This window comes from Desulfovibrio sp. ZJ200 (assembly GCF_011039095.1).
Lineage (GTDB): Bacteria > Desulfobacterota > Desulfovibrionia > Desulfovibrionales > Desulfovibrionaceae > Desulfovibrio.
The window spans coordinates 1-21,049 of record NZ_JAAKEH010000013.1 but is presented as its reverse complement, the minus strand read 5'-3'; the positions used below and the strand labels follow the sequence as shown (position 1 = coordinate 21,049).

At 63.9% G+C, this 21,049-nt stretch carries 19 protein-coding genes; 12 read left to right on the top strand and 7 right to left on the bottom strand.

What is annotated here, in order from left to right; translation table 11 throughout:
- Positions 1-18 precede the first annotated feature (18 nt).
- On the bottom strand, positions 19-4,041 hold the full coding sequence (locus G7Y52_RS05590) for an acyltransferase domain-containing protein (protein WP_165067468.1): 4,023 nt from the start codon (positions 4,039-4,041) through the stop codon (positions 19-21).
- Between the two features lie 255 nt (positions 4,042-4,296).
- Here G7Y52_RS05590 and G7Y52_RS05585 point away from each other — a divergent pair, with 255 nt between their 5' ends.
- On the top strand, positions 4,297-5,628 hold the full coding sequence (locus G7Y52_RS05585; RefSeq protein ID WP_165067464.1) for an aminotransferase class I/II-fold pyridoxal phosphate-dependent enzyme: 1,332 nt from the start codon (positions 4,297-4,299) through the stop codon (positions 5,626-5,628).
- A 114-nt stretch (positions 5,629-5,742) separates the two neighbouring features.
- Here G7Y52_RS05585 and G7Y52_RS14895 read toward each other — a convergent pair whose 3' ends face one another.
- Positions 5,743-6,039: a hypothetical protein gene (locus tag G7Y52_RS14895; RefSeq protein ID WP_206215204.1), complete on the bottom strand. Its 297-nt coding sequence runs from the start codon at positions 6,037-6,039 to the stop codon at positions 5,743-5,745.
- Between the two features lie 192 nt (positions 6,040-6,231).
- Between G7Y52_RS14895 and G7Y52_RS05580 the strand changes: the two genes are divergently transcribed.
- The 5 genes from G7Y52_RS05580 (at position 6,232) to G7Y52_RS05560 (ending at position 12,911) form a co-directional block, all read left to right on the top strand.
- Positions 6,232-7,527, top strand: coding sequence for a glycosyltransferase family 4 protein (locus tag G7Y52_RS05580; RefSeq protein WP_241159604.1), 1,296 nt, complete (start codon positions 6,232-6,234; stop codon positions 7,525-7,527).
- The gene (locus G7Y52_RS05575) at positions 7,524-8,642 is read left to right on the top strand and encodes a glycosyl transferase family 1 (RefSeq protein ID WP_165067458.1); all 1,119 of its coding nucleotides are present in this window, start codon (positions 7,524-7,526) and stop codon (positions 8,640-8,642) included. Before G7Y52_RS05580 ends, G7Y52_RS05575 begins: the two co-directional genes overlap by 4 nt.
- A complete protein-coding gene (locus tag G7Y52_RS05570; RefSeq protein WP_165067455.1) occupies positions 8,629-9,945 on the top strand; it encodes a glycosyltransferase family 4 protein in 1,317 nt (438 codons plus the stop codon). Before G7Y52_RS05575 ends, G7Y52_RS05570 begins: the two co-directional genes overlap by 14 nt.
- Entirely contained in the window at positions 9,933-11,861 is a 1,929-nt protein-coding gene (asnB, locus tag G7Y52_RS05565; protein WP_165067452.1) for an asparagine synthase (glutamine-hydrolyzing), read from the top strand. The genes G7Y52_RS05570 and asnB overlap by 13 nt, the downstream gene beginning before the upstream one ends.
- Positions 11,862-12,053: 192 nt before the next feature.
- Positions 12,054-12,911, top strand: a complete 858-nt coding sequence (locus G7Y52_RS05560) for a zinc metalloprotease HtpX (RefSeq protein WP_165067449.1) — start codon at positions 12,054-12,056, stop codon at positions 12,909-12,911.
- Here the strand turns inward: G7Y52_RS05560 and G7Y52_RS05555 are convergent.
- A complete protein-coding gene (locus tag G7Y52_RS05555) occupies positions 12,887-13,135 on the bottom strand; it encodes a hypothetical protein (protein WP_206215203.1) in 249 nt (82 codons plus the stop codon). The genes G7Y52_RS05560 and G7Y52_RS05555 overlap by 25 nt on opposite strands.
- 68 nt (positions 13,136-13,203) lie before the next feature.
- On the opposite strand from G7Y52_RS05555, the gene G7Y52_RS05550 reads away from it, so the two are divergent.
- Genes G7Y52_RS05550 through G7Y52_RS05535 form a run of 4 tightly spaced genes read left to right on the top strand, consistent with a single transcriptional unit; the run spans position 13,204 to position 15,401 of the window.
- Positions 13,204-13,596, top strand: coding sequence for a DVU_2496 family lipoprotein (locus G7Y52_RS05550; RefSeq protein ID WP_165067442.1), 393 nt, complete (start codon positions 13,204-13,206; stop codon positions 13,594-13,596).
- Positions 13,575-13,862 carry a hypothetical protein gene (locus tag G7Y52_RS05545; RefSeq protein ID WP_165067439.1) on the top strand — a complete coding sequence of 96 codons (288 nt, stop codon included), beginning with the start codon at positions 13,575-13,577 and terminating at the stop codon, positions 13,860-13,862. Before G7Y52_RS05550 ends, G7Y52_RS05545 begins: the two co-directional genes overlap by 22 nt.
- On the top strand, positions 13,859-14,527 hold the full coding sequence (locus G7Y52_RS05540) for an HDIG domain-containing metalloprotein (RefSeq protein ID WP_165067436.1): 669 nt from the start codon (positions 13,859-13,861) through the stop codon (positions 14,525-14,527). Before G7Y52_RS05545 ends, G7Y52_RS05540 begins: the two co-directional genes overlap by 4 nt.
- The gene (locus G7Y52_RS05535) at positions 14,490-15,401 is read left to right on the top strand and encodes a D-alanine--D-alanine ligase (RefSeq protein WP_165067433.1); all 912 of its coding nucleotides are present in this window, start codon (positions 14,490-14,492) and stop codon (positions 15,399-15,401) included. Before G7Y52_RS05540 ends, G7Y52_RS05535 begins: the two co-directional genes overlap by 38 nt.
- A gap of 82 nt (positions 15,402-15,483) precedes the next feature.
- On the opposite strand, the gene G7Y52_RS05530 is transcribed toward G7Y52_RS05535, so the two are convergent.
- The 3 genes from G7Y52_RS05530 to rfbF all read right to left on the bottom strand — a co-directional run bounded on the left by G7Y52_RS05530 (position 15,484) and on the right by rfbF (position 18,206).
- Positions 15,484-15,981 (bottom strand): dTDP-4-dehydrorhamnose 3,5-epimerase, encoded by a 498-nt coding sequence (locus tag G7Y52_RS05530; protein WP_165067547.1) that lies wholly within the window; start codon positions 15,979-15,981, stop codon positions 15,484-15,486.
- A gap of 41 nt (positions 15,982-16,022) precedes the next feature.
- Entirely contained in the window at positions 16,023-17,141 is a 1,119-nt protein-coding gene (rfbG, locus tag G7Y52_RS05525; RefSeq protein ID WP_165067430.1) for a CDP-glucose 4,6-dehydratase, read from the bottom strand.
- Positions 17,142-17,441: 300 nt separating this feature from the next.
- Positions 17,442-18,206, bottom strand: coding sequence for a glucose-1-phosphate cytidylyltransferase (rfbF, locus tag G7Y52_RS05520; RefSeq protein WP_165067427.1), 765 nt, complete (start codon positions 18,204-18,206; stop codon positions 17,442-17,444).
- A gap of 357 nt (positions 18,207-18,563) precedes the next feature.
- On the opposite strand from rfbF, the gene G7Y52_RS05515 reads away from it, so the two are divergent.
- Positions 18,564-19,226, top strand: coding sequence for a hypothetical protein (locus G7Y52_RS05515; protein ID WP_241159603.1), 663 nt, complete (start codon positions 18,564-18,566; stop codon positions 19,224-19,226).
- 384 nt (positions 19,227-19,610) lie between these two features.
- Here G7Y52_RS05515 and argJ read toward each other — a convergent pair whose 3' ends face one another.
- The gene (argJ, locus tag G7Y52_RS05510) at positions 19,611-20,795 is read right to left on the bottom strand and encodes a bifunctional glutamate N-acetyltransferase/amino-acid acetyltransferase ArgJ (protein ID WP_206215172.1); all 1,185 of its coding nucleotides are present in this window, start codon (positions 20,793-20,795) and stop codon (positions 19,611-19,613) included.
- 90 nt (positions 20,796-20,885) lie between these two features.
- Here argJ and G7Y52_RS05505 point away from each other — a divergent pair, with 90 nt between their 5' ends.
- The gene (locus G7Y52_RS05505) at positions 20,886-21,038 is read left to right on the top strand and encodes a hypothetical protein (RefSeq protein ID WP_165066112.1); all 153 of its coding nucleotides are present in this window, start codon (positions 20,886-20,888) and stop codon (positions 21,036-21,038) included.
- The last annotated feature ends 11 nt before the right edge of the window (positions 21,039-21,049 follow it).

Here is a 21,049-nt window from a genome sequence, read left to right as displayed (position 1 = left end):
CGCATTGTCAAGGTTGCTTTACTGCTGCTCGTCGGCACCCTTCGGGGTTGCCGCCTCCTGCCGATCAAATTCCAGATGATGCAAAGTCACAAGGACGCGGCCACGGGCATCCTCCGCCTGAGCGTCGAAGCGCAGCAATTTGCCGTCAGCCCACGAACGCCGCAATTGCAGACGACAGGGCCCCTGCCCGCCGCGCTCCGCGCCAAAGCGGATAAAGCCCGCCGCGTTCAGCCGCCAACGGCGCAACGCCTCAGCCGGGGTTGCGGCACTGCCCTCCAGGGCAATGATCAGCGACGCGGCCTGCACCAGGCCCTCCACCATTTGCAGGACCCGAGTATAGCTCCAATTGCTTTCGGGGGCAATGGGCTGTTCCGGCGCGGACAAGGTTGCAAGGTATATGCCGCCGGGCAAAGCCGAAAAACCTGAAAGAATCCGCCAAGGCTCGCCCATGCCCAGCGCGTCGTAGACAGTGTTTATCCTTTCAACGCCCTGCCCGGAACAATCTGTTTTTGATGCGGGCCAAAGCGGCGGCACCTCGCCGGGAGCCGCGGCCAGCAAAACCATGCCAGAGCTTACCGCCGCATACTGCCCGGTATGGCGACCGTTGGCCGTCAAACGGCGTACGGAAAGATCCGCCCGGCACATGCGGGTCATGACCTGATCCTGCGCAAGCCAGGGGAGCGCCTCCACGATCAGGCGGCATTCACGGGTGACCCCGGGCGGCAGGTGCGGGAGTTCATGAAAGCGCACATCGGAAAGGCCTGTGACTGCCAACCAGGGCACGAGCAGCCGGGAACCCTCCACCAGCGCCTGAAGAGCACGGCTCACCGGCAGCCGGGGCAGGGAACCGCCGCCCGTTTTTCCGCCTCGGCCGCCATGCGCCGCAAGGGCGGGGTCCGCAAAGCGGGAGAACTGGCAGGCTCCCTGAAACAGCGTTGCCGTGGGCCTGAACCGGGGCTGAGGGTCGGGGAACACCAGGGGAGAAAATTCCGGGCGTTCCAGCATGAGCTGGGCCCGCGGCGGCCGATCCGGGCAAAAATCGCTTTCGCGCGCCCAGATCACCCGCTCGGCCGAACCGTGCAGCATTTCACGCGCCAGCATGTCGCCGAGTTCATTGAGTCCCGCAGGCAGGCCGCCATCCAGGAGGCGAATGGCGCGGGCGGCAAAGCCGCCTTCCAGGGCCAGGCTTGCGAGGCGCTTTTCCAGCGGCCCGTCGCAGGCAAAGGCAGCCCGCCCGGGCGCCTGCACGCTGAGAACGCAGGCATAGCGCAGGCCATGCGCCGTGGCGGCCCGCAGGCAGTCTTCCAGCAAAAGCGCGGCGCTCTGAGGCGCATCCGCGTTGTGGGGCGCGAACAACACGCCGTCCACGCGCCCCTCCTGCCCGGCCAGAGCCTGCACGATCGCGCGCAGGCTTTCGGCATCCGGCCTGCTCTCAAGGCCGCAAGAGAGCGGCGCCAGGCGCGCCCCGGCCCTGGCCAGAGGCGCGCAGGCATCCAGCAGCCCCTGAGGAACGGCCAGCGTGCAGCCCAGGGGGGCAATCCCGCTCAGCAAGCCCGGCAGCAGGGTCGGATGGAACACAAAAAGCGCCAGCACGTCCCCGCGCCGGAGGGGCAGGCCCTGACCGCACGGGTCCAGCGCAAGCGGACGCAGAGAGGCGCAAAAATCCCGCTCTGCTTCCGGACAGCCGCCCTGGGGCACGCCTTCGCCGCCGGGGACAGGCGCAAAACGGCACAGGGGCGAAGACGCGCGGGCCCGGACAGGGCGCGCGGGGCCGGCGGCGGCCAGATGATTTTTGCCCCGGGCCGGGCTGCGTTCCGCTGCTCCAAGAATGCGTGTCAGATCCCCGACAGTCGCCACCTGGAGCAGATCTTCAAAATTGATCGTCAAACCAAGGCGTTGTTCCGCTTCCTGAATAATCAGGGGGAAACGGCTGGAACGCAACGCCAGGTCATACCGCAAATCCATTTCCGGGCGGAGCTCTTCAGCCGGGCGACCGCTGGCCTGGGCCAGCACTTCCAGCACAATGCGCAGGCGCGGCGGCGGAACGGCGCTTGTGCCGGAAGAGGCAGCGGGCGCAGCCGGGGCCGCGCCTTCCGTCGGCCTTGCCTCGCCGCGGCAGGGCGTCTCAGGCGGATCGGGCGGATCTTCGCCCAGAGGCCGGAGACCGCCATACGGCGCAACCGGCGCGGCATGGCCCCCAGCGGACGCCTCCCCCGGCCGCGGCGTGCGCAGATGCGCCCGCAGAGCCGCGCGCGGCAGGTGGCCCAGAGCGTACAAACGGGCGCAAGACCGGCGCAGGCCTTCGGTTTCCCTGCCCTTGCGCCCGGCGGAAAGGCAAAGCCCGCGCGGCTCAATATCGCTCACCAGGCCGCAGAGCGTGTCCTGGGGGCCCAGTTCCAGGAAATGGCGGATGCCGTGCCGATCCCACATGGCGCGCACGCATTCCGTCCAGCGCACGGAATTTTCATCCAGATCCGCGATATAGCGGCAGATGGAGGGCTGATCGTCGGGGTAAAAGCCGGTGGTAATATTGCTGAGCAGGGGCAGACGCGGCGCGCGCATCTCCAGCGCGTTCAGCCGCCGCAGGGAAAGATCGCGCAGAACCCGCATGCTCGGATGGTGAAAAGCCAGGCTGACATTGAGCATGATGGCCGGAATACGCCGCTTGCGCAGGCTTTTGCGGGCTTCCAGCAGCGCCTCGCGAGGACCGCTGAGGATAAACTGTCTGGGCGTGTTGTAATTGGAAACATAGAGCGCGGGCCAGGACGCGCGTATTGCATCAATGATCCCGGCATCGGCGTGCACGGCCATCATGCCGGTCTCGCGCGTGGCTTTGGCTTCCAGCTCAGCCACATGCACGGCGCGGGTGTCCAGAATATACCAGGCCACTTCCGGCTCGTACACGCCGGCAAAGCACAGCGCGATCAGCTCGCCCAGGCTGTGCCCGCTCATCAGGGCAGGCTTGAGCCCCAGGGAGACAAACTGGCTCCACTGGGCGTATTCCAGCAGAAAGACATAGGGCGACTGCCAGCGGGAGAGGCTGATTTTTTCCAGATCAGTCTCATCCATGAGCGCCAGCACATCCCAGTCGGCCACGGCGGCGATGCGATCCATGGCGGCCCTGGCCGCGGGGAAATTGTCGTACAATTCCCGGCCCATGCCCGGCCAGACCGCGCCCATCCCGGAGCACATGACTGCCAGCGGCGGCGCGGCCGCAGCCGGAGCGAGCCATATCCCCCGATCCTCAAGACCGCGAACCGCCTCCTGCGCCGGCGTGGCCGGAAGCGCAAGAAGTTCCTGCCGCCACAGCGGATTGACGCTTGCCAGCCGCCATTCCAGCCCTGCCTGACGCAATTGCGCGTACCGTACTCCGTCGGCAACGAGCTCTTCCCGGTTCTGGCCGTCTTCCTCATACCTGGCAGCGTCCACGGCGCGCGGCAAGGCCGCGGACTCCCGCCCGGCGCACGCGGCGGGCACGCAAGCGGCCTGATCCGGTTGGTCCGGTTGGTCCGCCTGGTCCGGGGCCGGGCGCAGGCGCAGAAATTCGCATATCAGCCCGGCCGGGGCAGCAGACGCGCCCGCGGCGGCAAAGGCGCGGCGGCAGACCAGCAGCGCCACCACGGCGCAACGTCGCGCGGCAAGCTCGCGGGCCGCTGCCCCCAGCAAGGCGGGGCTGAACCGCGCCGCGATCACGCGCGGGACGGCGCAAAGGCCGGGCGCCGCCTCGCACGCCAGCTCCCGCGCCAGCATCCGCCCCAGTTCCCGGGCCTGTTGCCCCGCGGGCCGACCTGAAAATTCGGGAACAACGCATGGCAAGGCCTCGCGCTCCACGCACAGCCAAAGGGCCGTCGGCTGCGCCGTGGCGGCCATGCCCCCGGCGTCGGCCGCGCAGGCCTGCCGTTCGCGCAGCCATTCCCGCCACCGCGCCGCAAGAACGGCTGCCGATGCCTGCGCGGCAGGCAAAGAGACACGGCGGAAGGCTTCCACCGTGCATGCGGCAGGGAGGCCGGACGCAAAGCCGGATGTGTCGTAGTTGGACATAAATCGCTTGTTGCCTGCGCGCGACGCCGCGCCCGGACGACCCCGACGCGGCGGATGCGGCTTGATTGGGCAAAAATGCTAGGGCATATCCAGGGCATTGTCCAGCCATAACAGCGCGGGCGCGCATTCCGGACTTGCCATGCAACCCGGCTTTGGCTATGCTGAATCGTTACAAAGCTGTGACCGGAATAATCGGCGTCCCTACACGCCGCTCAGAGCGGCGGCAGATCCAGGATAACCCCGTGAGGATAAGGCATGAAGAACAACCATTCCTGTCAGGCCGGCCCCGCGGCGGCGGAACAATCCGCCGTTGCGCATGAAAGCTGCGCTTCCGGCTTTACCCGTATGCGTTCCAAGCTCTCCTTTGATCGGCTTGTGGAAATGGGCGCCAAAATGGGGCTGGAAAACCCGCTTTTTGTTTGCCACGATCGGGCCGCCAAGGCTACGACGCTGGTCAGGGGCAAAGAATACCTCAATTTTTCCACCTATGACTATCTTGGCATCAACGCCCACCCGGAGATTACCGAAGCCGTGACCAAAGCGGCGAGCGTGTTCGGCACCTCGGCGGGCGCAAGCCGCCTGGTGGGGGGCGAGCGCCCGCCGCATCGCGAGCTGGAACAGGCAATGGCCGATCTGTACGAGGTGGAAGACTGCATTGCCTATGTCAGCGGGCATGCCACCAATGTTTCCACCCTGGGCTTTTTATTCGGCCCGCGCGACGCCATCTTTCATGACGGCCTGGCCCACAACTCTCTGGTGCAGGGCTCGCGGCTTTCGGGCGCCGCCCGGTATTCCTACGCGCACAACGATTGCGACGCCCTGGAAGAGATGCTCAAAACCCGCAGGGGCGAGCACAAGCGGGCAGTGATCGTCACCGAAGGTCTGTTCAGCATGGACGGGAACATCCCGGATCTGCCCAGAATTATCGAACTCAAGAAAAAATACGACTGCATGCTGCTGGTCGACGAAGCCCATTCCCTCGGCGTGCTGGGCAAGACCGGGCGCGGCGTGCGCGAGTATTACGGCATCAAACCCACAGACGTGGATATGTGGATGAGCACGCTCTCCAAGGCCATGTGCGGTTGCGGCGGTTTTATTGCCGGCAGCCGCGAGCTGGTGGAATTTCTCAAGTACGGCTCTCCGGGCTTTGTGTTCAGCGTTGGCATGCCGCCGGTTATTGCCGCGGCCTGCAGCAAGGCCCTGGAAATCATGCTGCGCGAACCGCAGCGCGTGCATAAGCTCCAGCAAATTACCCGTTTCTTTCTTGAGTACGCCCAAAGTAAGGGCCTGGACACAGGCGCGGCCCAAGGCTACGCCATTGTGCCCGTAATGGTCGGGGATTCGATGGTTGCGGGCTTTTTGTCCGCGGCTTTGTTCAAGCGCGGCATCTATGTCATGCCCGTCACCTTCCCGGCGGTCAAGGAAGGCACGGCGCGGCTGCGTTTCTTCCTTTCCGCGGCCCATCAGGAAGAGCACATCCGCAAGACACTGGACGCCGTAGCGGAAGAACTTCCAAAAGCCCAGGCCATTGTGGAAAAATATCAGCGTGAGCATCAGGACGAGGCCCAGACAGACGAGAAGTCATGATGTATGAAATGACTTCCAGCGCATAGCGTTTTAAAAGCAATATGCTTTAGAGCGGTTTGCTGTTGAAAACGGCAACCGCTCTGGCGGTCGCGGGAGCGGACGCCCGCGCCGGCGTTAGCCGTTAGCAAGCTTTGCTTGCTTGCGCCAGCCGTTGGCGAGTCTGCGAGCCTTACGGATGGCGACAGCGGTTGCGTTGGCTGGCTGTCGCAGTAACCAGTTGCTGTCTTCATCCGTAGCTTCCTTCGTCGCAACGGCTGAAGCAATGAGCCTGAAAACCACGCTTTTCAGGCGCTTGTCCCGCTTGCGGGGACTTGTCCCGCTTGCGGGGAAATGATGGCAGCGCCGCTTTTGAAATTGAATACTTTCAAAAGCAAAATGCTCTAGAGCAGACCGCCCTGAGACATCAGGCACGCGGCAGATCTGTTTTTCCCGCGGCAGCGCGCCCGGCTGTCGCCGTTGCCGTCTGTTTCAGCCGGATCGCTTTGTCTGTCCGGCTTTTTTTCTTTTGCGCCGGAGAATGCCATGCCCTTTCCCGAGACGGCCCCAGCGACGCCATCCTCTCCTTCCGAGCCCCGGAACGCTTCTGCAGGCGCGTGCCGCCCCATGCCCGTCATCGCCTATGTGCTTCTTTGGTTCCCCCTCGCCTCCGAGACGTTCATATTCCGCGAAGTCGTCCAGCTGCTGCGCCTGGGGCTCTCCATCCGTGTTTATACCTTATACGGCAAAGCGCTGAAAGGATGCAGCAGGGAAATGCAGGCTTTTCCCGGCCCGGTGCGGCGCATGGGCGTGCAGGCCTTTTTCAGGCTCTGGGGCGCTTTTTTCCGGGCACTGCGCCACGATCCCGGCACGGTTCTGCAACTCATGCGCGAGGGCTTTTTCCGGCGCATGCGCAATCTGGAATCCCTGGGCGAGAACCTCTGGTGCTTCCTGGCCGGTTTTTTGCTGGCCGAGCAATGCCGGGCCGACGGCATCACGCTGATCCACGCCGCCTGGGCCAACGGCCCGGCCACCGCGGCCTGGGTAGCCTCGCGCCTCACAGGCATTCCCTTTGCCTTTACGGGCCGCGCCGGCGACATTTATCCTCAGGACGGCATCCTGCGCGAAAAATCGCGCGACGCGCTCTTCATCCGAACCAACAATCAGGCCAATGTGCGCTGGCTGCAAAGCTTTTGCGAGCCGGATCAGCGCCATAAAGTGCGGCATATCTACAACTGCCTGACGTTCTCCCAAAGCGGGAAATGCAGGCTCAGCATGCAAAAGCCCTATCGCCTGCTGGCCGTGGGCCGTTTTGCCCGCACCAAAGGCTTTCCGGAGTTGCTGACGGCCCTGGCCCGGTTGCAGCGCGAACGGGTTCCCGTGCGCCTCACCCTGGTGGGCGACGGGCATTGGCGGCGCAAGCTCACCGCCTTGCGCAAACGCCTGCGCCTGACGGAAGTGGTGGATATGCCGGGTTTCGTGCCCCACGATCAGTTGCGCGGCTTCATGCAGAATCATGACGTGCTGATCGTGCCCAGCGTGGTGCATCGGAACGGCGATCGCGACGGCATTCCCAATGTGATCATGGAGGCTCTCTCTCACTGCATGCCGGTGGTGGCCACGGACGTTTGCGGCATTTCGGAAGTGATCAGGGACGGCGAAACCGGCCTGCTTGTGCCGCAAAGAGATCCGCGGGCGCTTGCCCTGGCCGTGCGCCGCATTCTGGAAGACAAGGAGCAGGCCCGGCGCATGGCCGAAGCCGGGTATGCGCTGGTGCAGCAGATGTTTGACGCCAGGACCAATATCACGGCCTTGCGCGATCTCTACGCCTCGCAAATGCTGCGCCAACAGGCCGAACAAGCGGGAGCAACGGTGAAGCCCGCCCGAATGGGCGCAGTGCCGGCCGCGGAAGAAAGCCCATGAGCACTCCCAGGCCTGAACTCCTGCTGGCCGCCAGCCTGGACGTGGAAGAAGAAGGACTCTTCGGGGGCCGCTATAGCCGCCGCCGGCCCAGCGTGACCAACACGGCCCGGCTGGCGCAACTGGAGCCTTTGTGCGCCGAGGGCCTGCGCCCCACGCTTTTTTGCGCGCACAGCGTGCTGACGGACCCGGCCTCATGCGCGACTCTGGCCCGCCTGCGGGACAGATTCGGCGCGGAAATCGGCGCGCATCTGCACCATTGGAATACCCCGCCGCTCACCTTGGAAAACCCTGCGCGCAGTGACGCCAGGGCCGGCGCCGCCTGTGCCGTGGCTGCGCCGCCAGATCCGGCAAAAAACGCCGATGTTGCGGACAAGGCGCCTGCCGCGGGCGTGCCGCTGCCGCTCATGGCGGCCAAGCTCGCCCGACTGTTCAAAGCGGGCCGGGATTTTCAGAGCGCGCCGCTGACCAGCTTCCGCATGGGTCGCTGGGATCTGCACCGCGCGCACTGGCCGCTGCTGGCTCAGGCGGGGGTGCTGTGCGATGCCTCGGTGCGGCCCCTGCATTGCGCGGCGCGGCCCATGCAGGGGCCGGATCATTTCGGCGCGCCGTTTGAGCCGTACTGGGTGCCCACAGGGGGGAAAAATATTTTTGAAGTGCCGCTGACCGTCACGCCGCTTGTCCGCCCCTTGCCGCCCCTGTTGCGGGCCATGCCGGGCAAGGCGGGCTCGGCGGCGCGGGCGGGCCTGAAAACCTGGGGAGCTCTGGCCCTGTTGCCGGTCTATCATCCCTTGTGGGCCATGCAGGCCGTGACCCGGCTCTTTGTGGCCCGCGGCGGTCGCGTGCTCTCGCTGACCTGGCATTCCTCGGAGATGATGCCCGGCGGCGCGCCGCATATACCCGATGAAGCCGCCGTAACACGGCTGCTGACGAAAATCCGGGCCTGGATGGCATGGTTGCGCGGCCGCTGGCCTGTGCGCAGCCTGAGCATGCAGGAGCTGCGGCTCGAACTGGGCCCCGGGGCCGCCTGCCCGCAATCTGAAAAACCCTGCGACTGGACCATCGACACAAAAAAAAGGGAAGCGCAAATACAGGAGAATCCGCATGACAGAGCGTAGCGTCCCGGCTGCTTCCACGCCGCTGCCCCCGGGCCTGCCGCATGTGGCCTATGTGCTTTTATGGTATCCGCTGTTCACACAACCCTTTATCTTCCGCGAGGTCGAAGGCCTCAAGGCGCGACTGCCCCTGACCGTCTACAGCCTCTATGCCCGCAATTTGCGCCACTGCTCCACGGAAATGCGCGCTGCCGCGCCCGCGGTACGCGCATTCGGCAGCAAAGCCTGGCCCCGTTTCGCCCTGGAGCTGCTGCGCCAGTTGCTGACCCATCCTGTACGGCTGGGCAGGCTTTTTCGGCGCTGCATGGTGCGGCGCTGGCGCAGCCTGGAAACCTTCGGCGAAAATCTCTGGGCCTTTTCTGCGGGCGTCTACCTGGGCCGCCTGTGCCGGGAGGACGGCATTGACATGATCCATGCCCCGTGGCCGCGCGGCACGGCCACTGCCGCCTGGGTGGCCGCAAGCATCGCGGGCATCCCCTTTTCCACGTCGGCGCGCGGCGACAACCTGGAGCCCGCGGACCCGGATCTGGGCGACAAACTCCGCGCGGCTCTGTTTGTGCGCGCCAACAACGCCGCGGATCAGGCCCGCATTGAGCACTTTGATCAGGGGCAGGCAAAAAACAAAACCTATCTTGTGTACAACAGCTTGACGCTGCCCCCGCCGCCCTCCCCTGATAACGAGACCCTGCTGCAACGCCGCCCGGTGCGCCTGCTGGCTGTGGGGCGCTTTGACGTGACCAAGGGCTTTGACGTCTTGCTCAAGGCCTGCGCCATACTGCGGGAGCGCGGCCTGGACTTCACCCTGACGCTGGCCGGAGGCGGCGGCACGGCCATGGGCCTCGGGCCCCTGGAAGCCGCTCTGCTCAAGCTGCGCAAGGATCTCGGGCTGGAAGAGCGCGTCCGGATGCCCGGGCTTGTTTCGCACAATGAATTGCCGCGCATGCTGCAAGGGCACGATATTTTTGTGGCGCCCTGCGTGGTGCACGCTTCCGGCCGTCGCGACGGCATCCCCAATACCGTGATTGAAGCCTTGGCCTATGGCCTGCCGGTTGTCAGCACCACGGTCAACGCCTTGCCCGAAGTGGTGCGCGACGGCCGGACGGGCCTGACCGTGCCGCCCAATGATCCCGCGGCTCTGGCCGATGCCGTCATCCGGCTCGCGGAGCATCCCGGCGAGGCGCGCGCCATGGGGCGCAACGGCCATTGTCTGGCCTCGGAAATGTTCGATCACCAGACCAACAACCAGCGGCTGGCCGAACTCTTCATCAGCCAGTACGCCCGCTGGAGAAAATCATGTGCGGCATAGCGGGCATCTGCCGTCTGGACGGAGAGGCGCTGCCCCCGCAGGCCGGCGCATGGGTCAGGGCCATGACCGATTGCCTGACGCACCGGGGCCCGGACGGCGAAGGGCTGTGGCAGGCCGGCGCGGTCTGCCTTGGGCACCGGCGTCTTTCGATCATTGATCTGGCGGGCGGGGCCCAGCCCATGCAGGATGCCGGCAATACCCTGAGCGTGACCTACAACGGCGAAATCTACAATTTCGCCGAACTCAGGGCCGAGCTTCAGAAACTGGGCGCGCGTTTCCGCACGGGCTCCGACACGGAAATCATTCTGGAAGGCTATCGCATCTGGGGGCCGGAGTGCCTGACGCGCTTTGACGGCATGTTCGCCTTTGCCCTCTGGGATGCGCGGCGTCGGCGCCTGTTCTGCGCGCGCGACCGCTTCGGCAAAAAACCTTTTTTTTACAGCCTCCAGCACGGCCGCCTGCACTTCGCCTCCGAGCTCACGGCCTTGCGCCGCGTGCCGGAACTGGCCTTCAGCGTGGACCAACAGGCCGTGATGCGCTATCTGGCGTATGAGTATGTGCCCACCCCCAACACGATGTACAGCGAAGTTCAAAGCCTGCCGCCCGCGCATCTGCTCCTGCTGGAAAAAGGGCAGGTTCGCCTGGAGCGCTATTGGGACATGCCCGTGCCGGACGAAAGCGACCCCAGAGACGAGCGGGAGCTCTGTGAGGAACTGAACAGGCTGCTTTCCAGATCTGTGCAACGGCGGATGATCAGCGACGTGCCGCTGGGGGTTTTTCTGTCCGGCGGCATTGATTCCTCCATTGTGGCCGGGCTTATGGCCCGGCAGTCCGCCACGCCCGTCAAGACCTTTTCCATCGGCTTCACCGAGGCGAGCTACGACGAATCCCGCTTTGCGCGCCTTGCGGCAAAAGCCTTCGGCACGGATCACCACGAACGCGTGCTTTCGGCCGGGGAATGCGCGGATGAGCTGCCCGGCATTGTCAGCCGCATGGACGTGCCCATGGCCGACGCCTCGGTGGCCCCCACCTGGCTGCTCTCGGGCGTGGCCCGCGAGCACGTCACCGTTGCCCTGGGCGGGGACGGCGCGGACGAGCTCTGGGCCGGATACGAGCATTACATCGCTTTCAAGACGGCTGAATGGTACAACGCCCTGCCCGCCTTGGCCCGGCGCGGGATCATTGAGCCCCTGGCCCGGCATCTGCCCGCATCAGCCGGATACATTAATCCGCGCCTGGCCGCGGCCACCTTTTTGCGGGGGGCTCACGCTCCGGCCTGGCAGCGGGTGCAAACCATGCTCACGGCCTTTACCCCGGAGATGCAGCGTGCCATCCTTGCGCCGGAATGGCTTGCGGCCGCGGCTGAAGGCGCGGATTTTCTCCGGCCCGAGCGCCTTTTTGCCCCCACCCGGAAGCAATACGAGCACTGGCAGCCGGAAAACGCCGCGTCCCCGCTGGCCCGCGCCTTCCACGTCTATGTGCGCCAATTCATGCTGGACGACATTCTGGTCAAGGTGGATCGCTGCTCCATGCTGCATTCTCTGGAAGTGCGCGCCCCCTTTCTGGACAAGGACGCGGCGGAATTTGCCGCGCGCCTGCCGCTGCGCTGCAAGTTGCGGGGATTCAAACGCAAATGGCTGCTCAAAAAGGCTTTTGCCGATCTCTTGCCGCCCGAGATCCTGCACCGCAACAAACGCGGCTTTCAGATTCCCGTGGCCCAATGGCTGCGCGGCCGCCTGCGCCCGCTCATGGAGGATCTGCTCAGCGCCGAACATCTGCGCAGGCAGGGCATCTTTCATCCCCGGGCCGTGCGCGCGCTCATGGACGCGCATATCTCGGGCCGGGCGGATCTGCGCAAGCCGCTGTGGACCTTGCTGGTTTTTCAGCTCTGGCAGCAGGCAAGAACGAATGCCTGACGCCCTGCACTCCGGGATCGCAGCAAGCCCGCCATGCGGATTTTCCGAAAATCCGCAGCGGAGAGTTTGAGATCTTCAGGCTCCAAAATCTCCTCCGCAGCGGACCTTGCTAGTAGAGGCCTTATGCTTATATCTTGCAATTGACACAGCGCACGAAACATCTCACAGCGTGTTGAAGACAAGGAGATTCTCATGACCAGCCAGATAAAAACCGTTTTGCTGCTGGCCCTGCTTTCCGGGCTCATCATCGTGCTGGGCGGCATGTTGGGCGGCCGCGCCGGCGTGATCATCGCCTTTGGCCTGGCCCTGGTAATGAATGTGGGCAGCTACTGGTATTCGGACAAGCTTGTGCTGTCCATGTACCATGCCAGAGAGCTGGCCCCTGAGGAAGCGCCCTATCTGCATCAGATCGTGGAAGAGCTGGCGCGCAATGCGGGCATCCCCAAGCCGCGCGTCTGCGTGGTGCCTGAAGAAGCCCCCAATGCCTTTGCCACGGGCCGCGACCCGCAACACGCCGTGGTGGCCGTGACCGAGGGGCTGATGCGTCTGCTCTCTCCCCAGGAGCTTCGCGGCGTGGTCGCTCATGAAGTCGGCCATATTGTGAACCGCGACATTCTGATCCAGACTGTGGCCGCAGTGCTGGCCTCGGCTGTTATAACCCTGGCCAATATTTTTCAGTTCACCGCCATTTTCGGCGGCAACCGCGACGGCGAGGGCGGCGGCAATCCCATCGGCGCTCTGGTTCTGGCCCTGCTGGCGCCCATTGCCGCGGGCCTGATTCAGATGGCCATTTCGCGCTCGCGCGAGTATCTGGCCGACGACACGGGCGCGGAACTCTGCGGCCAGCCTCTGGCCCTGGCCGGAGCTCTGGCCAAACTGGGCGAGGCCAGCGGACGCATTCCCATGCGGGAGGGCAAACCCACCACCGCGGACATGTTCATTGTGGCTCCCATGTTCAGCATGGGCGGCAGCATGGCCAATCTGTTCAGCACGCATCCGCCCCTGGAAGAACGAATCCAGCGGCTTCAGGCCATGGCAGCCCGGCGCTGAGCTTCAGAGCAGCGTACCCTGGAGCAGATTACCTTTGACTTTTTATGAAAGTCAAAGGTGGCATTCAGGCGAAAAACGCGGTTTTCGCCTGAATGTACGCCGCGTTGCGGCGGCTGCCGCTTTCGCGTCAGCAGAGCATTTTCAAAGAGAAAATGCTCTGGAATCGCCGCGCTTTTGCAACGGCTCCATCCGAAAAAGCTGCTTGTGCCTGCTGTCGTCAGCAACAAGGCGGCGTTTGCGCATGGTACAGTCGCCATGCTCCCAAGACACGGGCCGGGCCCGAGGAGTGAAGATGAAAGCACGTTTGCTGTCCGGGATACTGCTTGCAGCGCTGCTTGCGGCGTGCGGAGGGAAAAAGGCTGTGCAAGCCGACGCGGCGGCGGCCGTGGCCGCGCCCTGCCCCTTTGTCTATGTGTACGCGCCGGGCAACTACATTATTGATATTGCCGGCGGTTCGGAAGTGGTGCTGGACCCGGCCGCCCAGGAATTCGAGTTGTTCTGCTCGCCGGGAGAGGCCCGCGCAGCCCTCGAAGCCGCAGTGGCCGAGGGCAGTCTCCCTGCCGGAGACTGGCGCGTCTACCGCCTTGATGGCGGCCTGGACGATCTGGCCCAGAAATCCGCGGCGAACCGCTATACGCTCAAGCGCATGGCGCAGGTGGTGGATTGGGTGACGGAAAACAGTTAGATCATTTTCTCTTTGAAAATGCTCTGCTGACGCAAAAGCGGCAGCCGCCGCAACGCGGCGTACATTCAGGCGAAAACCGCGTTTTTCGCCTGAATGCCACCTTTGACTTTCATAAAAAGTCAAAGCTAATCCGCTCTAGATCAATTTCACGTGGAGATTGCTCCAGGGGCTGCGGAACAGGGCAGACGCATCTTATGCGGCAGCCCTGTGGCTGTCCCCTTGGCTTCTTGCCTTCATGTGCAGGCAATGGCATACTTGCAAAATGAATAACTTTCATGCCGCATGCCCCGACGGTCGCGAGCCTGCCTGTCGCCCTTTCGCCCGGCTGCCGGAGCCTCGCGCGCTGGGGCTGGGCCTTGCCTCTTCCGCGCCCGTGCCTGGCGATCAGGCCTGTTTTGCCTTATGGAAAAAATACGCCATGCTGCCCAATATTCAGCGCCATTCGCTGCTGGTGGCCCGGATAGCCACGGAACTGGCGCGCCGCGCCGCGGAAAAGGGTTTTGCGGTCAATGTGCCCCAGGTGCGCGCCAGCGCGTTGCTGCACGATATCGCCAAATCCTATTGCGTGCGCCACGGCGGCAGCCATGCGCAACTGGGGGCCGGCTGGGTTGTGGCGGAAACGCGCAATTACGCTGTGGCCCAGGGAGTGATGCTGCATGTGCACTGGCCCTGGCCGCTTCCTGAGGGCGCAGGCATCTGCGCGCTGCCGTTTTTCGTGATCTATGCCGACAAACGGGTCCGGCACGACAGTTGCGTTTCGCTGGCCGAGCGCTATGAGGATTTGCTTGAGCGTTACGGTCACAGCGAAGCGGCGCGGCAAGGCATTCGGGCTTCCTATGAGCAGGGCAGGAACATTGAGCGCGCCTTGTCGGCGCAGTTAGGATGGGCGTTGCATGAAGATTCTTTTGATTGCGGGCGGCTGGTCCAGTGAGCGTGAAGTTTCGTTGAACGGCGGTCGCGGCATGGCCGAGGCCCTGCGGGCGCGCGGCCACAGTGTGACTTTTTTTGATCTGCTGACGGACTTCGGGCAACTGCTGGACCAGGCGCGGCAGCATGATTTCGCGCTGATCAACCTGCACGGCGCGCCGGGCGAGGACGGCCTGGTGCAGGCCATGCTGGAGCGCGTGGGCTGCCCCTATCAGGGCTCCGGCCCGGCGGGTTCTTTTCTGGCCTTGCACAAGGCCGCGGCCAAGCAGTTGTTTCGCCATGCCGGTCTTCCCACGGCCGATTGGGAATTTCTGCCCGCCCCTCCCCCGCAAGGCTGGCAGCCGCGCCTGAGCTATCCCCTGTTCGTCAAAAGCAATACCGGCGGTTCATCCCTGCGTCTGGGCCGGGCCCGCAACCGGGCCGAGCTTGACGCCGTGCTGGCGGAAATCTTCGCTGCCGGGGAGGAAGCGCTGATCGAGCCTGAACTCAGAGGCCGCGAGGTCACCTGCGGCATTCTGGGCGAGGAAGCCTTGCCGCCTGTTCTCATTGAGCCGGTGGCCGGGGATTTTTTTGACTATGAGAGCAAATACGCCAGGGGCGGCGCGCGGGAGATCTGCCCTGCGCCCCTTTCGCCGGAGCTGACGGCGCAGGTGCAGAAACTGGCCCTGGCCGCGCACAGGGCCCTGGGCCTCACGGCTTACAGCCGTGCGGATTTCATCGTGGGCAAGGATCAAAGCCTGACCCTGCTGGAGGTCAACACGCTGCCAGGCATGACAGCCACAAGCCTGGTGCCGCAGGAGGCCCGGGTTATCGGCCTGGATTTCGGGCAACTCCTGGAGCGGCTCATGGAGCTCGGCCTGCAACGGCACAAGAGCTGAATCATGACGGGGAACGGCGCTCCGCGGCCAGCCGCGCAGCGCATGATTAGGGCATTTTTTGATTGAAAATATCCATTTTCAATCAAAGAATGCTCTCGTTGTGCACATGCTGCGGCCAGGCGTAGGGAATGCTCAGATCATCAACGGGCAAACGCTCGCTTTCAGCCGGATCATGGGGGATGTCCGCGCAGTTGCAGATCAGCGCCGGGGCCTTGCCCAACGCCGTGAAGCCGTACCAGACGCCCACCGGAATGCGCAGCAGGCCGTAGCAGTCAGGTCTGCCCAGGTTCAACTCGCACAGCCTGCCCTGTGTGATTGAGGCGGGCCGGTCGTCGTAGAGCACGATTCTGAGCAGGCCGCAGGGCACGGCAAAATGCTGCGTCTGGCGGCGGTGTCGCTTCCAGGCCTTTATTGCGCCGGGCAGCACTTCCGAAAAATAAATCTCGCCAAAGCCCGCGTGAAAATCCGGAAGCAGGGGCGAATCCGGCCGCAGCATGTGCAGCACAGGGCCGCCGTGAGCGGGAATGACCTTCAGGGGCTGAAAGAGCGCGCCCGCCACGCCCACGTCCCGCGCCGCCATATCCGATGCCGGGTCCCTGCCGCAGGCACGCGTACCGCCCATCAGCGCACCCAGACCTGGCCGCGCTGTTCAGCGGCGTTGACGTAGGCCGCGATCTGGCCCAGGCTGAAATCCAGCATGCCCTGCCTGTCCCCTTGGCCTTGATAAAAACGATGATACCACTCCGCCGTGTAGCGGATGGTTTCCTCAAAGGTGAGGGTAGCCTTCCAGCCAAGATGCGCCAGGGCTTTGTCGCAGCAAAGCTTGAGCAGCGTGCATTCTTTCATCTCCGCCTGCCCGGCCGTGTTCATGCGGCTCTCAAAGCCCGGCCAGTGACGGGCCAGGGCTTCCGCCACTTCGGCCACGGTATTGTTCACATCCGCCGCCGGGCCGAAATTATACGCCTGGCCCCGCGGGTCAAAGGCGCAGCCGCGCGGGGGCTCGCCTTTGCCCAGCAGACGCGCGCCCAGCCAGAGATAGCCGGAAAGCGGCTCCAGCACGAGCTGCCAGGGCCGCGTGGCCCAGGGGCTGCGGATATGGGCGGCCTGCCCGGCGGCCCAGGCCCGCGCGCAGTCGGGCACGATCCGATCCTGCGCCCAGTCTCCGCCGCCGATCACATTGCCCGCGCGCACCGTGGCGCAGGCCGGTCCGTCCTTGAAAAAGCTTTGAAAATAGGAGTGGGCGATAATTTCCGCGCAGGCCTTGGAGGCGGAATAGGGATCTGCGCCGCCCAGATGGTCTGTTTCGCGGTAGCCCCAGACCCATTCGTCGTTGCGGTAGCATTTGTCCGAGGTGATCATGACCACGGCCCGCGTCGTGGGGCAGCCGCGCACGGCTTCCAGCACGTTCATGCTGCCGAGCATGTTGGTTTCAAACGTATCCGCAGGGTCCGCGTAGGAGCGGCGCACCAGAGCCTGCGCCGCCAGGTGGAAGACCACCTCGGGCCTGAATTCCCGCATGGCGCGGATGAGGCTTTCGCGGTCGCGGATGTCGCCGCGCAGATCCCGCAGGTGATCGGCCAGGCGCATGGCCGCGAAGTGCGAAGGTTCGGTGGGAATGCCGTTGGAAAAACCGGCCACCGTGGCCCCCAGCCGGATCAGCCAGGCCGCCAGCCAGGAACCCTTGAAACCCGTATGGCCGGTGATGAAAACCCGGCGTCCTTGATATGCATTGGCAAACATGGCTATTCCTTCTTGTGAAAAGGAGAGGATGCTGTTTTTTCTTGTTCCGGCAGTGAAGGACGGTTGCTTTCAGTGGGCCGGAGCGGCGCGCGTACTGCGCTGCCTGCTGTTTCTCGTGAGGTTTCTCACCGGCGCGGCTCGCATTGCCCGCACCGCGCGTTGGCTCTGCGGCCACGGCTTCGCCCCTCGTCGGCTCTTTCGCCGGAGCAGAGAGGCCCGGGCGAAAGGGGCCATGCAATGACTGCAGTCAGGAACAAAGCTGGCGCGTGCCAGGGGCGAACAGACGCTGTCATCCAGCGCCTACACCCAGAAGGCCTGGCCCGAGTCCCAGAGTTCGTTCAGCTTGAGGGAATCACGCAACGTATCCATGCACTGCCACTGGCCGGGATGCGGATACATGGCCAGCCGCCCCTCGGCGGCCAGTTGCTGCAAGGGTTCTTTCTCCAGATCACAATTTTCATCTTCGCTCAGATAGTCCAGAAAACGCCGCTCAAAGACGAAAAAGCCGCAGTTGATGTATTCGTCGAGCACCGGCTTTTCCTCCCAGGAAAGGATCTTGCCGTCCGCGCCCGTGCGCACGGCGCCGAAACGTGAGGGCATGCGCACGCCGGTAAAGGTGCCGATGGCTCCGGACCGGGTGTGGAATGCCAGCAGTTTGTTCAGATCGATGTCCGCCACGCCGTCGCCATAGGTGACCATGAAACGCTCGCCGTCAATATATTTGGCCACGCGCTTGAGGCGACCGCCCTTGAGGGTCTCCTGCCCGGTGTCGCAGAGCGTCACGCGCCAGTCCTCAAGATGGCCGGCGTGGGCAGTAAGCGCGCCGGTTTTGAGCTCCACGGTGAAATCCGTGTGGCGCATATTGTAGTCATGGAAGTACTGTTTGATCACCTCGCCCTTGTAGCCCAGAGGCAGGATGAAATCCTTGAAGCCGAAGCGGGCGTAAATGGACATGATGTGCCAGAGCACCGGCCGCCCGCCGATTTCCACCATGGGCTTGGGTTTGATCGAGGTTTCTTCGCGCAGGCGCGTGCCCTTGCCGCCGCACATGATGATCGTTTTCATAGGCCCTCCCGGTGTCGCTTTGAAACCTGCCCCGCAGGACTCGGTTACCTGTAGCAGAAGCCGGGGCGGAAAAAAAGCCCCGGCGCCCCCCGGCAGGGCTGACGCATCTACGCATTAAGTTCAATATTTTACTATGTTATTAGAACAGCTGGTAAGAGCCGCTTCGGCGGCGGAACCGCACTTCGCTCCCACGAAGCCTGCGGCTTCGGGCAATGCTGCCGCATCGCCGCCAGGGCTGCCGCATCTTATGCGGCAGCCCTGGCCCCCGGCAACGGGCTTTGCAATATGCCGCCTGTTGCGCTATAGTATTTCCGTTACAGCGATACTATCGCGCCCTGGCGCGCAAACGAGGTAGTTATGAATATTCTGCGCAGGCCGTCCCCCTTTCTGCTGGCGGCGGCTTTACTGGTGGCCCTGCTCGCGGCCTGCTTTGCTTCCGGCCCGCAAAAAACCCTGAACAAGCTGGCTGAGGCCCTGAACAAGAACGACAGCGCGGCTTTTCTTTCCCAATTGGATGTAAAAATGTTTGCGGCCAATCAGATCAAAAATCTCACCCGCGAAGATCAAGCCCTGAGTTCGCTTGACTCCCTGGGCCGCATGCTGGGCCTTGGCGGCATGGACGACCTTTTGGGCAGCGTGATGGACATGGAGAGGCGTCTGCAAAAGCAGTATGTGCGCGGCGTGAGCAGCGGCGAACTGATGGCCCGGTGCCGCGAAGCGCAAAGCCCGGATTGCCCCTGGACGCCGGAAGCGCTGCAGAATGCCGAGATTACCCAACTGAGCGACACGGCTGCCGTGGCCAAGGTCACAACCCCGGCCCGGATGACCAGTTGGCTGGCCCTGCAAAAAAGAGGCGACAATTGGCTGGTGGTGGGACAGGCGGTTCTGGAAAGCACGGCCAGGGACTATGCGCAGGGCAAGACGCCGCCTCCGGCCGCAGGCGCGCCGCTGCGCCAAGACAGGCCCGAGCGCGCGGAACCCGCGGATAAGCCCGCCAGCGAGGGCGTCATGACTATTTAGAGCGTTTTGCTTTTGAAACGCTCGCTCCGGCGCGTAACGGCGCAAAAAAATTTCCTCTGCTGTCGCCATCCGCAAGGCGGCACAGCCGCCAACGGCTGACGCGCGCGGGCGGGCATGGCTTCGCTCTGCCAGAGCGTTTTAGCTACTTTCATTAGCAAAACGCTCTAGAGCAGATTACCTTTGACTTTTTATGAAAGTCAAAGGTGACATTCAGGCGAAAAACGCGGTTTTCGCCTGAATGTACGCCGCGTTGCGGCGGCTGCCGCTTTCGCGTCAGCAGAGCATTTTCAAAGTGAAAATGCTCTAAGCAGGAAGGTCATGGGCAAGGTGAGCCTGCGGGAAAAAGCATATCCTGTTGACAACACTTTTTCCCGGTATTCTGCCTCAGGATCTGTAATCCGAATTCAGCGTGACGTATTCATGCCCCAGATCCGAGGCCTGCAAAGCATACGCGCCCGGCCCGTCGCCCAGGCTGATGTCCACCGTCACATCCCTGGCCTTGAGCAGTTCGGCCAGCTTTTCCTCCTGATCGTCATTCACGGGCCGGCCCTTGCAAAAGCGCTCCACCCCGCAGAGCCGCAAGCCCACCTGGGCCGGGTCGAAGCGCGCGCCGCTGTAGCCCACGGCCGTGACGATACGCCCCCAGTTGGCGTCCCCGCCGTAGATGGCCGTCTTGACCAGCTGGGAATGCCCCACGCTGCGCGCCACGCGCGCGGCGTCCGCGTCGTCCGCCGCGCCGGTCACGCTGATATGGATCACCTTCTTCGCCCCTTCGCCATCCATGACCAGCATATGCGCAACCGTGCCCAGAATGGCGGTGAGCGCCTCTTCCAGGAGGGTCAGATCAGCCGTGTTGCGGGCGGCAACGCCGGACGCGCCATTGGCCAGGCCCAGAATGGTGTCGTTGGTCGAGGTGTCGCCGTCCACACTGACCCGATTGAAGGTTTTTTCCACGGCCCGGCCGAACATGGCCTGCCAGGGGTCACGCGCAACGCTCGCATCCGTGAGGGCCACGCAGAGCATGGTAGCCATGTTCGGGCAGATCATGCCCGCGCCCTTGGCCATGACCGTCAGCCGCACCGTGCCCCCGGAAAGCGCCAGCTCGCGCGCGGCAAACTTGGGAAAAGCGTCCGTGGTCATGAAGGCGCGGGTAAAACCCTCGGCGTCGCGGCTGCCCAGGCTTTGCGCCAGAGCAGGGACGGCCGCGCGCCAGAGATCCATTTTGAGCGGCGCGCCCACCACGCCCGTGGAGAGGGGCAATATCTCATGCGGGGCAAGCCCGATGGCCTCGGCCGCCATTGCCTGCGTGGCGCGGCAGTCGGCAAGGCCCTGTTCGCCGGTGCAGGCGTTGGCCTGGCCGGAATTGGCCAGCACCGCGCGGGCCGTGCCGTATCGGGCCAGAATTTCCTGGCAGACCAGCACGGGCGCGGCCTTGAAGACATTTTGGGTAAACATGCCGGCCAGCACGCAAGGCCGGTCGGATACAATCAGCCCCAAATCGTCGCGGCCCGGCTTCTTGAAACTGGCTGCCGCGGCTCCGGCCCTGAACCCTTTGGGAAGATCGTTGATCATTTTGCAACCTCACTCAGGCGATACTCTGATGCTCTACGCGCCTGTATCCTGCCCGGCCACGCGCAATGGTCCTAGAGCAGATTACCTTTGACTTTTTATGAAAGTCAAAGGTGGCATTCAGGCGAAAAACGCGGTTTTCGCCTGAATGTACGCCGCGTTGCGGCGGCTGCCGCTTTCGCGTCAGCAGAGCATTTTCAAAGTGAAAATGCTCTAGAGCAGATTACCTTTGACTTTTTATGAAAGTCAAAGGT